Genomic DNA, 12637 nt, shown 5'->3' with positions numbered 1-12637 from the left:
CCCGACAACGGGCGCTTCTTTTTGGAGTATCAATATGCAAAACTTTTTTCAAGCAATCGATAACTGGACAGCCCGGCTGCTCCACCTGATTGTGATTGTCGCCAGTATCGCAGTCGCAGGGTTGGTCTTTTTTCAGGTTATCAGTCGCTATGTATTTGAATGGTCAATCATAGGACTTGATGAGCTATCTCTGCTCGCCGCCATGTGGCTCTACATGGCTGGAGCCCTGATCGCCAGCCGTCGTTCAGAACATCTTGTGGTTGATTTTCTGCCTCAGAAACTGCGGTCACCACTTTTGCTGAAAATTCATCAGCGCGTAATAGCTCTTATTATGTTGGGTACGACTTTATTCTTTCTTTTCTTAGGCTGGAAATTACTCAAATTTGCACTGCGGCTCCCTCAATATACGGAGGGCCTGGATATGCCACAGCTGGCGTCACAAAGCGCCATTCTCGTTGCTGCAGTAGGCTGTACACTCTATGTCGTCCGCGACCTGATTACCGGTAACCCCTGCCATAATCCCAAAGAAAAAGAGGAAGATTAATCATGGCACTTCTTGCAGTTTTTCTCTTAATTCTGTTGATGGCGATCGGTGTACCCATCGCTTGGTCTTTTGCCGCTGTTTTAGGTTACCTGGTTATGGTGTTTGATGTACGCACCACAACACTCCTTCTTCAGGGTTTCCGCTCCCTGGATCATATTATTTTGCTGGCGCTCCCTCTGTTCGTGCTAACCGGCTACCTGATGAAAAGTGGAGGTATCGCCCGGCGGCTGGTAGATTTTATCGAGTTGATTGTGATGGGACGCAAAGGCGGTATGGGCGCATCTATGGTTCTGGCCTCAGGTGTTTTTGGTGCCATTTCAGGCACAGCTACAGCAGCTGTAGCCTCCATTGGCACCATTATGATCGGCCCGCTGGCAAAGCGTGGTTACCCCCGCGGCTACTCCAGTGCACTTTTAGGTATGTCTTCACTGCTGGGAATTCTGATCCCACCCTCAATTACTCTGATACTGTTTGGCGTAGTAACACGCCAATCAATCACCGCGCTTTTTGCTGCCACAATTGGCCCGGGGTTATTACTCATTATCGGCCTGATTCTATTTAACCGTATCTGTGCCGGCCGACTGTTCAAAGAGGAGATGGCAAACTTTAAGACCGGTAAAGGCCGTAGTGCGCGAAGTATCACGCTGTCAGCATTACCGGCACTATCTATGCCCTTCATTATCCTGGGAGGGATCTATGGCGGCATATTTACTCCGACAGAAGCCGCATCAGTTGCCGTTGTCGCTGCCATTATTATCGGTTTCTTTATTTATAAAGACCTGACTCTGTCTAACCTGAAAGAGAGTGTGGTTAATGCAGCAGAAACAACAGGCACTATTATTCTGATTCTGCTCTTCTCATTTATGATTGGCCGGATCCTGACCGCTGAGCGAGTTCCTCAGGAGCTTACCGAAGCAATGACGACTCTGGTTCAGAATCCGATGATGATCCTGCTACTGGTCAATGTCTTTCTAATATTTGCCGGAGCCATAATGGATGACCTTTCAGTGACCGTGGTGATAGCCCCTTTATTTATGCCACTGATGATTGAAGTTGGTGTTGATCCGGTGCACTTTGCATCTATTGTGGCCTGCTCTGTAGTGATCGGCGCAAACAGTCCTCCAGTGGCACCTATTCTCTACATGGCCTGTCGTATCGGAAAAGTTTCAATTCATAAATCCATCATGCCAGCACTCTATCTGATTGGCTTCGTAGGTATACCCGTAATGCTGATGGTAACGTTCATCCCCGAGCTTTCCCTTTACATACCAAGACTGCTCGGCGTGCTCTGACTCTTTCCTTCCAGTAACTCCTACTTACTATTTAGCCAGGCCCTGCCTGGCTTTTTTTCTGACGAGGTTGTTATGCCTGTAAAACTCATTAAATCAGCAAGCCTTCAGTTTAACCACCGCGGTGGGCCTCCAGGCCATGGCGAGGTAGCTCGCGCAGTCAGCACCGATATCAGCCGATCGATGGCTGCCGGTGTCGCCCGTTTTGATCAGTGCTCTATTGCGTGGACCGTTCTTTACGATGAAATTGTGTATGTGGTCAGTGGCATCTTCCGCCTAAAAACGCCCGAAGGTGTATTTGAGGGTAAGGCTGGAGACGTACTTTGGATTCCCAATGGCACAGAGCTTGAATATCAGGGCGACAATGCTGAGATTTTCTATGCTGTATATCCGGGCAACTGGAAAGAACTGTTAGAGCAGTAGCTATCATCTACCATGACTGAAAAAGACAGCTCAGCCTCCTAATGACCCAAAGGCCTGGATTCTTCTAAAAATCCGGGCCATCTCACGCAGTCTAGTATTACAGCCCTCACTTTGGACTGCCTCTCAGATCGCCCGAAAAATGGCAGATGAGCAGGGTTTATAAGCCTTCTGATATATCATGTCATGCCATTTTTTACCCACTAAGATAGCCCTAACGGCTTTCGCCACAGTTTAAAAAGTGTTGGTAAACGGTTGTCTATGGCAACAAAGCGAGTCCCGTGTCGGGCTCGCTTTTTTTATATCAAAGTAAGCGGTTAACTTATTTCAGCATATGCTCACGGTAATGCTTAAGCTCATTGATAGAGTCTTTTATATCGTCCATCGCCAAATGAGAGCCGCCTTTCTGAACACTTTTTGCTACCTCCGGATACCAGTTCTTCGCGAGAACTTTTAAAGAGCTTACATCCAGATGCCGGTAGTTAAACAACTTCTCCAGACGCGGCATCTCTTTCACAAGAAAACGGCGATCTTGCTGAATGCTGTTGCCACACATGGGGGATTTACCAGGCTCAACATACTGCAGCAGAAACTCTATCGTTTTCTGCTCTGCTTCCTGCATGCTGGTTGTACTTTCAAGCACTCGCTGAGTAAGCCCTGAAGAACCATGCTGTTTAGTGCACCACTCGCCCATTTCATCCATGACAGCCTTTGGTTTGGCAATCGCAAAAGTCGGGCCTTCGGCGATGATATTTAATTCAGGGTCGGTGACAACGGTGGCGATCTCAATAATAGTATCGCGTTCTGGCTCAAGGCCTGTCATCTCCAGGTCAATCCAGATCAGATTGCTGTTCTTTTTCGATTCTGCTGCCTGTGCCATAGTGCCCGGGGCTCCTTTCTCTTAACGGTCAACCGACACCACAGGCAACACCTGAGCCTGGCTCGTCGATCAGAGAGAATATTAGTCAATTTAGCGTTAATGTTTATGTTGTTGCAAAGTATAAGGATATTTATCAGACAAACCCAATGTTGCGCCCATTATTTTCAGTGTTAATCCTTATCCTTCACTGTTGGGACCTGCCACCGGGTACCATCCTTCCGGTAGCGCTTTTAGCTTAGGCTAAAAATAAGGGGGTTTTTGTCGATTATGTTAGAATCAGAATCTCATTCAGCAGCGCCTTATCAAATAGTGATAACCCACATCCATGAGTAAACGTAAATTAAACCGCCGTCAGCAATGGCGTGTTGAGAAAATCCAAAAAGAGCGGGCATCCCGGGTCAGTCGTAAAGATCAGGAGATTGATGAGAAGCTGAGTGCCGGAGAGCTGGGTACGGAACAGGAAGGCCAGATCATCGCTCATTATGGCCGCCAGGTTGATGTTGAAGGCACAACCGGCGCAGACCATGATAAGCAGTATCAGGGGAAGGTTCACCGCTGCTACATGCGTGCCAATATCGATGCACTGGTGACCGGCGATAAAGTTGTCTGGCGACCAGGGCCTGATGGCGATGGCGTTGTTGTGGCACGTCTTGAGCGAGAGAATGCTCTGATGCGACCGGACACCCGTGGTCAGCTAAAACCCGTAGCAGCCAATATAGATTACATCGTCATTGTATTTGCCCCTGAGCCTTATGCCCATGCGAACCTGATCGACCGTTATATTGTCGCCGCTGAAAGTACCGGTATTGAGCCCGTTCTGCTGTTAAATAAAACGGATCTTTTAAATGCTGATAATGCACCTCGCCTACTTGAGATGGCCGAGCGTTATCAGAATATCGGTTATAAGGTACTGACAGCATCCACTGTCGACGAAGATGGCCTGACGGTACTGAATCAATTACTGGATAATCGCGTCAGTGTTTTCGTTGGCCAGTCCGGTGTGGGTAAATCGTCGCTGGTGAATGTTCTGCTACCCGGCATCAATCTGCGTGTTGGTGAACTCTCAGAGCAAACCCGCAAAGGAATGCATACCACAACGACGGCTATGCTGTTCCATTTACCGGATGGAGGCGACCTGATCGACTCACCGGGAATTCGTGAGTTTGGTCTTTGGCACATTGATGAGCGCCAGGTCGCGGAAGGTTTCAGAGAGTTCGATGGCCTGTTGGGGGGCTGTAAGTTCCGTGATTGCACTCACCGCCAGGAACCGGGTTGTGCTCTCCGGGATGCTTTGGAGGCCGGTAAAATCAGCCCTGAACGCTTTGAAAGCTATCACCGCATTATTGCATCTCTGGACGAATTCTAATCAGGCTAAAACGGATAACACCATGTCTTATGAACCATTGTTTGAGTTTATACAGAAGCATCCTCGCCTGTTAATTCTTACCGGAGCCGGAATCAGCACCGATTCCGGTATTCCCGATTACCGGGATCAGAAAGGCCAATGGAAACGCAAACAACCTGTGCAACATGGCGACTTTATGAAAAGTGAGTCGGTTCGTCAGCGATATTGGGGACGTAGCCTGATTGGCTGGCCTGTTATCAGAGATGCCCAGCCAAATGCAGCACACAACGCATTAGCTATGCTGGAAACCATGGGACATGTTGAGCTCCTGGTCACACAAAATGTTGACCGGTTGCACCAGCAGGCAGGAAGTCAGAATGTGATAGACCTTCACGGGCGCTCCGATGAAGTCATCTGTATGGACTGTAATTACAGAGCTAAAAGAGACCAGATTCATAGCCAGAGCGCCCAGCTCAATCCTGAATTTACCGGTTACTCCGCCGATACGGCACCGGATGGCGATGCCGACCTTGAAGTGGATTTCTCTGGTTTTAAAGTTCCCGCCTGCCCGCAATGCTCCGGCATTCTTAAACCCGATGTCGTATTCTTTGGCGATAATGTACCCAGAGAGCGGGTAAATCAGGTTTCAGAGACACTGAATCGGGCCGATGGACTACTGATCATAGGATCATCATTAATGGTGTTTTCCGGCTTTCGCTTCTGCCGCTATGCCGAAGAACGCAATAAACCTATGGCAGCTCTGACGCTGGGGAAAACCCGGGCTGATGATATTCTTCAGTTAAAAGTAGATGCGGCTATTGGCCCAACATTAAAAGGCCTGACGCGGCAGCTCAGCCTGTCGTTATAAGCCATTTCTGAGTCCAAAAAGCCCAGACTGATATGCTATCAATACAGGGTATCAACTATTGATGGTGTTTATTTCAAAGCAGGCAGAGACTTGACGGACCACTTTTAGCCCATATGCAAGTCCCTGCCGCCTTAGTGACTACTCCACTTCCGGAGGAGGAATGTAAGGGGAGTCAGGCTGAGATAGCAGACCATTCAGAGAATTAAGAACCTCTTCGGGGGCAATCTGCTCAGGCGTTGCCTCAGGTTGAGATGATGCGCTCGGTCTCGCTTGTTCTAGAGGTTCTCCACCAGGCCCAAGCCGTTCCGTACCATAACTACTTTCTGCCCGGTTAGGACGGATAACGGTATTTGTATCCAGTGGGTTATAGCGCGGGCTCTCTTCAAAGGGCGATTCGTTTAACAAGCGCTCTGCCTCATCCAGCTCACTTTCACCGCCAGCCTCTACTCCATTACCTTCCGGGATAGTATCCGGGCTCAGCTCACGTTCTACAGGCTTATTCATTACAACAATCTCAATACGCCGGTTTATCGGATCTAAAGGATCATCCGGCTTATAGAGCTGTGAACTGGCGCAACCTACCACCTGGGCGACATTATTCTGAGGCAGTCCACCTTCAATGAGCATACGACGGGCGGCGTTGGCTCGCTCAGAGGAAAGCTCCCAGTTACTGTAGTAATCAGTATCACCAAAAGCAGCCGCATCCGTGTGCCCACTGACACTGATCTTATTGTTTACCTGAGAAATCACAGGTGCCAGCTGCAACAGAATCTCAGCAAAATAGTTTTTGATCTTGTCGCTACCAGGGTCAAACATCGGTCGCAGCTTATTATCCACAATCTGGATATGCAGACCATCCGGGCGTATATCAATAGAAAGCTGATCTTTAAACTTCTGCAGTGTCTCACTTTCACTGACTGTTTTAATCAACACACTTTGCAGAGAATCCATCACCTCAGTATTGGTCTCGATACTCGCAGCAAGCTGTTCCGGGTCATCCTTATTCAGCATCTGCGCCTGCTCGATCTGGTCCTGATCGGCACTGGTGTTAATCTGCTTAATAATTGAAGGTGAGCCACCCAGGTCGATGGGATTCAACCGCCCAACCTTATCCATATAACCCACAGGATCAGAGAAAAACTGCTCCAATTCAATTTTCTGGTCTTCAGTCGTATTTGCCAATAACCACATCAGAAGAAAGAAAGCCATCATCGCAATGGCAAAATCCGCCATGGCAATCTTCCAGGAGCCACCATGGTGGCCGGCAGCAACTTTCTTAACACGCTTAATAACAATATTATTTTGTTCTTCCATGCCGGACTCCGTTAGCGGGAACGTACATGTTCTTCCAGCTCATTAAAGCTGGGACGAACACTGGAGAACAACATCTTACGACCAAATTCGATAGACATCTGAGGTGCCAGACCGGTCATATTCGCGATCAGGCAAGCCTTTACACATTCGAATGCTTTGATCTTTTCATGAACTTCATTGTTCATAGCAGCAGCCATAGGGCTAACGAAGCCATAAGAAAGCAAAATACCAAGAAAGGTACCCACCAGAGCTGCGGCGATGTGTAAGCCAAGAACCTCAGGCGGGGCAGCAATGTCCTTCATCGTAATTGTGATACCTAAAACCGCCGCCACAATACCAAAGCCAGGCAAGGCATCACCAACACTTGTTACTGCATGTGCAGGCTCAGACATTTCATGTTGCAGAGTTTCGATCTCTGCATCCATTAAACTTTCCAGTTCATGGGGCTGCATATTGCCGGAACTGATAAGGCGTACATAATCACAAACAAACTCAACCAATTCTTTATGCTTTATAATTGCGGGATAACCATTAAAGACCGCACTACTGTCAGGGTCTTCAATATCCTCTTCAATTGCGATAATGCCCTCTTTGCGAATCTTGGCAAAAAGGTCATGCATTAAGCTCAGAAGATCCATATAAAAATCCCGGTTAAAACCGGAACCCATAATGAGCTTAGGCACACTCTTCATCACTTCGACGATAGTATGCTTGCTGTTGGCTATCACAAAAGCACCGAAGGCCGCACCACAAATAATAATCATCTCATACGGCTGCCAGAGCATCGGCAGGTAACCATGAGACAGCACATAACCACCACCTACACTGGCCAGAACAATTAATGTACCAATAATCAATAACATGTCAGGATCCTTAACTCTGTCAAGACAGCTGCAATCTGCTTTACACTCTCACCCGGAAGAACAATTATCGTCCAAAAGAACAATATCTTTAATAGTCTGGTCAGGTAATAAACGCAACAGGGTTTGACTCTCTGTAAAACACTTTTAAAAGTGGTAGCCAACCCTTGAATACCCCTGCTTCATTGTGCACCCTCTAAGCTATCGAAGAAAGTAACATTATTCATGAAACTTTATTTTTTGTAAGCACAATGGTATCAATTCACTAATACTACGTTCTAATGAGAGAAGAAAATGAGCTCTGAAGACAACCTGTTAAGCCTTCTGATTGACTCCGATCAGCTGGAGGCAAATTTAGGTAATACAAACCTGCTGGTTATTGATGTGTCCTGCTCCCGTGAGAGCTATGATAATGGACATATCCCCGGTGCAGTTTTTCTGGACTATCGACGCCTTTTCAATGGTCATAGTCCTGTCCCGAACAAATTACCAACGCAGGAACAACTCAGTCTTCTTTTCTCTGAGCTGGGACTGAGCCGGGATACACATGTTGTCGCCTATGATGATGAAGGTGGTGGCTGGGCAGGACGCTTACTCTGGACTCTTGATGTTATAGGTCACGCCCGTTACTCCTATCTTAATGGTGGCATCCTTGCCTGGCGTGCTGATGACAAAGCCCAGGAACAAGAGCAAACTTTACCGCAAGCCAGTCACTATCAGGCAGAGCATATCAATCTGCATGAACGTATAGAGCTGGATGAACTGAAATCTAAAATCGGTACCGAAAATTTTGCAGTTTGGGACTCCCGTTCCCGCGGTGAGTATGAGGGAACATCATCTAAAGCAGAGCGGGCAGGGCATATTCCAACGGCGGTTCACTATGAGTGGACAGAAGCGATGGATAAGGAGAACGAACTCCGCATTCGCGATATGGCTGAGATCATCACAGAGCTGCAAACTAAGGGGCTCACCATAGATCAGGAAATTGCCACCTACTGCCAATCTCATCACCGCTCGGGTTTTACCTGGTTATTAGGTAAAATACTGGGCTTTAAGCAGGTTCGCGCTTATGACGGTTCCTGGAATGAATGGGGCAACCGCTCCGATACACCGATTGAAACCTAAGGCTCATACGTGAATAAAAAGACGTTGTTTGCAGCAATTCAGTACCCACTTCCTCACCACCTTATCTCCCGGCTGGTAGGGTTTCTGGCCCAGAGCCGTATCGGCTGGCTGAAGAATATCCTGATCCGCCAGTTTATAAAAACATTTAAGGTGGATATGGAAGAGGCTGAACAGCCAAATCCAAAAGCTTACGGGAGCTTTAATGAATTTTTTACGCGCCCGCTGAAAACAGGCGTCCGCCCACTTGTTGCTCTGGAGAACAGCATGGCCTGCCCCGTTGACGGCACGGTAAGTCAGCTGGGAGACATTGATTATGGCCGTATTTTTCAGGCGAAGGGACACAGCTATTCCGTACTGGAACTGCTCGGTGGAGATGTAGAGCGTGCCGCACCTTTCATGGGCGGACAGTTTGCAACGATCTACCTGTCACCAAAAGATTATCACCGCATTCACATGCCGGTAACAGGCACGCTGCGCCAGATGGTCCATGTTCCGGGGCGTCTTTTTTCGGTTAACCCTGCAACAACTGAAAATGTTGATGGGTTGTTTGCCCGTAATGAACGTGTTGTTGCAATTTTTGATACCGAGTATGGCCCAATGGCGATGGTACTGGTTGGGGCCATGATCGTTGCCAGTATTGAAACCGTCTGGAGCGGTCAGGTAACGCCTCTGAATCGCGATGTAGCCGTCACTCATTATACGGACAAGCCCCAGGCAATCACCCTGGAGAAAGGTGCTGAGCTGGGTCGCTTTAAACTGGGCTCAACCATTGTCATGCTCTATGGCCCGGAAATGGTCGAGTTTCTGGATCAGTTTCAGGCCGGCTCACCAACCCTTATGGGCGAGTACTTCGGCCAGTTTCTGACAGAGTCAGATAAACCTGAAAGCCCATCCCCTGAAGCAAGAACCTCTGAAACAGAGTAGTCTTTAGCTTTACAAGCCTAAAATAAAAAGCGTAGCTCTGCTGGCTACGCTTTTTTATGCCCGAATAGCAGCTCAAAACTGAGGCCTAAGCCCGATCAATACTAAAGCTAATCACATCTGACAGGCGATCAGCACCTGCTTTCAGCATAAGCAACCGGTCAAAGCCAAGTGCTACACCGGCACACTCCGGTATTCCCGAATCCAGAGCAGCAACCAGATACTGATCCACTGTTACTTCAGGCAAACCCAGTACCTTGCGCTGCCTGTTATCTTCTGCAAAACGCTGAGCCTGTTCTGCAGCATCCGTCAGCTCATGATAACCATTAGCCAACTCGATACCCCGGTAATAGCACTCAAATCTGGCCGCCACCTGATCACCTTCATCATCGGTTTTCACCTTGGCAAGTGCTGCCTGAGAGGCAGGGTAATCGATAACAAAGGTTATTTCATCACGTCCCAGCAAAGGCTCAATACAACTGCTCATTAAAAGATCACAGCAAGCATCCCGATCCAGCTCTTCCGCAGTGATCCCTGTTTTATCATGGGACAACCGCTGTAATTGAGACAGCTCAGAGGTAAACGGATCAACCTCAAGATGTTGACGAAACAGTGACCGATAGCTTTGGCAGCTAAAGCGGTCGACCTCAAGTACTTCTGAAATCAGCGCCTGGACCTCCGCCATCAGATCATTCAGATCATAGCCCGGCTGATACCACTCCAGCATGGCAAACTCAGGATTATGTCGTTCACTGACTTCACCGTTACGGAAGCTGGTCGCCAACTGCCAGATAGCACCACTGCCGGCAGCCAATAATCGCTTCATATGGAACTCAGGGGATGTTTGCAGATAAAGATCCAACGGCTCACTTAAGCCACCACCTGAGCAGCGACTCTGCATAGAGCTCAGATAAGCATCTGTGCTTCCAGCACGGCCAAGTACCGGCGTCTGAACCTCCAACACATTACACTCTGCAAAAAAGTCCCGAACCTGCTTTAAAACCTCAGCCCGCAGGCGTAAATTTCTGATCTTTGCTGAAGGCTGCCAGAGGCTAGCATCAATAGACATAACGTCTCCCGTTTCCCATAACAGAAACAAAAAAACCGGCCATAGCCGGTTCTTTACTTTTACTCGCCAAGCGACTTAGCCGTTACGCACGACTAACATAATCACCGGTACGGGTATCAATCTTAAGGTTATCGCCGATGTTAACAAAAAGCGGGACACGGACAACCGCTCCGGTTACCAAAGTAGCCGGTTTAGAGCCACCCTGAGCCGTATCTCCCTTCAGGCCTGGGTCAGTCTCCGTCACCTCAAGAACAATAAAGTTTGGTGGCGTTACTGAGATCGGAGCGCCATTAAACAGAGTTACTGTATACTTTTCTTGCTCTTTCAACCATTTAACCGTTTCACCAACCGCTTTTTCATCCGCCGGGTGTTGGTCAAAAGAACCATCAGTCGCCATGAAATACCAAAACTCACCATCGGTGTAGAGGTACTCCATGTCGTACTCCATAACATCCGCACCTTCCAGGCTTTCCCCTGATTTAAAGGTACGCTCCCATACGCGACCAGTATTCAGGTTACGCAGCTTCACACGGTTAAAGGCTTGCCCTTTACCTGGTTTAACATATTCATTCTCCAGGATGGAGCAGGGGTCGCCCTCAAGCATTACCTTAAGACCCGACTTGAATTCGTTGGTAGAATAGTTCGCCATAAAATATCACCAATATCTCTTAATTTAGTCGGAAAGGCAGACGACCTTTCCTGATCAACAAAATCTGGTTGCCAATGATACCTGTTTCTGAATCCTCTGTGCAGTTTCCTGCCAAGAAAACACATGAAAAGCCCGCGGAAAGCGATTGGCAGACTCTTATGAAAGAGAGCCTCATTCCTGTGGCCGAGCTGATCTCATACCTGGAGCTGCCTAAAACATATTTACCCGGTGCCGAGAACGGTCATCAGTTATTTGAACTCCGTGCACCTAAGCCTTACCTTGATCGTATTGAAAAAGGGAACCCCGATGACCCCCTATTACGCCAAATACTTCCTCTGCAGCAGGAGTCCCTTCAGGTTTCTGGCTACATAACAGACCCTCTGGAAGAGAAGGTTAGCAACCCAATTCCGGGCCTTATTCATAAATATAAAAGCCGGGTACTGCTGATAGGGTCAGGGGCTTGCGCCATCAATTGCCGTTACTGCTTCCGCCGACACTTCCCCTATCAGGATAATGGACTGTCGAATGAACGCATTGACCAGGTTGTCCGGTATCTGCTGGATCAAAAGGATGTGAACGAAGTAATCCTCAGTGGAGGCGACCCTCTGGCGACGCCGGACCGACGCTTACAAAAGCTGGTAGAGCAGCTATCAGCTGTTCCTCACATTAAACGACTCAGAATTCATACCAGGCTACCCGTCGTTATTCCTCAGCGTATCACGGACCAGCTTGTCAGCCTGCTCAGCCAGAGCCGACTGAAAGTCATCTGGGTTCTGCATATCAATCACAGTAATGAAATTGACCACCAGGTGGTGTCAGCGGTCAGAAAACTCACGGATAACCGGATGAGTGTCCTTAATCAATCCGTCATTCTTAAAGGGGTCAATGACAGTGTCCGGGCTCTCACTGACCTGAGCGAGTCGCTCTTTGATGCCGGTATTTTGCCCTACTATCTGCATGCGTTTGACCCTGTACAGGGAGCCAGTCACTTTGACGTGCCGGATCATCAGCTTATAAAGCTTTGGCGCGAACTCCAGAGCGAGTTGCCCGGATTTCTCGTTCCTAAGCTAACCCGGGAAGAGCCCGGGAAAGCATCCAAAACATTGCTGTTCTGAGCTCAGCACCCGTTACCACGGGGCGTCATTGCCCCGCCACCTTACTTACCCACTCTTTCTTTACTCCTCCATACAACCCTTATCCAGACATATCCGGCCCATGCCAAGACCTAAATCCCGGGCATAAAAAAACCCCGCTTCAATGAAGCGGGGTTCTTTTGGGCTGTCTGTGTACTATTTACACAGTCAGCCAGTATAAGGCGCTTGACGATGTCCTACTCTCACATGGGGAGACCCC

The 12637-nt window shown here is 48.4% G+C and carries 13 protein-coding genes; 8 read left to right on the top strand and 5 right to left on the bottom strand.

Translation table 11 applies throughout. From position 1 onward, the window contains the following. The first annotated feature begins 34 nt into the window (after nt 1–34). The 3 genes from BTA35_RS12775 (at nt 35) to BTA35_RS12765 (ending at nt 2256) form a co-directional block, all read left to right on the top strand. Nucleotides 35–544: a TRAP transporter small permease gene (locus tag BTA35_RS12775; RefSeq protein ID WP_078320210.1), complete on the top strand. Its 510-nt coding sequence runs from the start codon at nt 35–37 to the stop codon at nt 542–544. Between the two features lie 2 nt (nt 545–546). After that, entirely contained in the window at nt 547–1836 is a 1290-nt protein-coding gene (locus BTA35_RS12770) for a TRAP transporter large permease (RefSeq protein ID WP_078320209.1), read from the top strand. A 72-nt stretch (nt 1837–1908) separates the two neighbouring features. Further along, complete coding sequence (locus BTA35_RS12765; protein ID WP_078320208.1) at nt 1909–2256, top strand: EutQ-related cupin domain-containing protein; 348 nt, start codon at nt 1909–1911, stop codon at nt 2254–2256. Nucleotides 2257–2575: 319 nt separating this feature from the next. On the opposite strand, the gene orn is transcribed toward BTA35_RS12765, so the two are convergent. Then, the gene (gene orn / locus BTA35_RS12760) at nt 2576–3133 is read right to left on the bottom strand and encodes an oligoribonuclease (protein ID WP_078320207.1); all 558 of its coding nucleotides are present in this window, start codon (nt 3131–3133) and stop codon (nt 2576–2578) included. A 325-nt stretch (nt 3134–3458) separates the two neighbouring features. On the opposite strand from orn, the gene rsgA reads away from it, so the two are divergent. Beyond that, nucleotides 3459–4499: a small ribosomal subunit biogenesis GTPase RsgA gene (rsgA, locus tag BTA35_RS12755; protein WP_078320206.1), complete on the top strand. Its 1041-nt coding sequence runs from the start codon at nt 3459–3461 to the stop codon at nt 4497–4499. Then, nucleotides 4420–5346 (top strand): NAD-dependent protein deacetylase, encoded by a 927-nt coding sequence (locus BTA35_RS12750; protein WP_078320205.1) that lies wholly within the window; start codon nt 4420–4422, stop codon nt 5344–5346. Before rsgA ends, BTA35_RS12750 begins: the two co-directional genes overlap by 80 nt. 138 nt (nt 5347–5484) lie before the next feature. Here BTA35_RS12750 and motB read toward each other — a convergent pair whose 3' ends face one another. Both motB and motA read right to left on the bottom strand, forming a co-directional pair. Then, nucleotides 5485–6660 (bottom strand): flagellar motor protein MotB, encoded by a 1176-nt coding sequence (motB, locus tag BTA35_RS12745; protein WP_078320204.1) that lies wholly within the window; start codon nt 6658–6660, stop codon nt 5485–5487. 11 nt (nt 6661–6671) lie between these two features. Beyond that, the gene (motA, locus tag BTA35_RS12740; RefSeq protein WP_078320203.1) at nt 6672–7523 is read right to left on the bottom strand and encodes a flagellar motor stator protein MotA; all 852 of its coding nucleotides are present in this window, start codon (nt 7521–7523) and stop codon (nt 6672–6674) included. A gap of 291 nt (nt 7524–7814) precedes the next feature. On the opposite strand from motA, the gene BTA35_RS12735 reads away from it, so the two are divergent. Then, a complete protein-coding gene (locus BTA35_RS12735; protein ID WP_078320202.1) occupies nt 7815–8645 on the top strand; it encodes a sulfurtransferase in 831 nt (276 codons plus the stop codon). A 9-nt stretch (nt 8646–8654) separates the two neighbouring features. Then, the gene (asd, locus tag BTA35_RS12730; RefSeq protein ID WP_078320201.1) at nt 8655–9569 is read left to right on the top strand and encodes an archaetidylserine decarboxylase; all 915 of its coding nucleotides are present in this window, start codon (nt 8655–8657) and stop codon (nt 9567–9569) included. Between the two features lie 85 nt (nt 9570–9654). Here asd and epmA read toward each other — a convergent pair whose 3' ends face one another. Together epmA and efp are read right to left on the bottom strand one after the other, a co-directional pair. Next, complete coding sequence (gene epmA / locus BTA35_RS12725; protein ID WP_078320200.1) at nt 9655–10635, bottom strand: elongation factor P--(R)-beta-lysine ligase; 981 nt, start codon at nt 10633–10635, stop codon at nt 9655–9657. 82 nt (nt 10636–10717) lie between these two features. Continuing rightward, nucleotides 10718–11284, bottom strand: a complete 567-nt coding sequence (gene efp, locus BTA35_RS12720) for an elongation factor P (protein ID WP_078320199.1) — start codon at nt 11282–11284, stop codon at nt 10718–10720. 74 nt (nt 11285–11358) lie between these two features. Here efp and epmB point away from each other — a divergent pair, with 74 nt between their 5' ends. Next, a complete protein-coding gene (gene epmB, locus BTA35_RS12715) occupies nt 11359–12399 on the top strand; it encodes an EF-P beta-lysylation protein EpmB (protein WP_078320198.1) in 1041 nt (346 codons plus the stop codon). The last annotated feature ends 238 nt before the right edge of the window (nt 12400–12637 follow it).

The sequence above is a fragment of the Oceanospirillum linum genome (assembly GCF_001995095.2).
Taxonomy (GTDB): domain Bacteria; phylum Pseudomonadota; class Gammaproteobacteria; order Pseudomonadales; family Halomonadaceae; genus Oceanospirillum; species Oceanospirillum linum.
The sequence above is the reverse complement of the archived record's forward strand: the minus strand, read 5'-3'. Positions and strand labels throughout refer to the sequence as shown.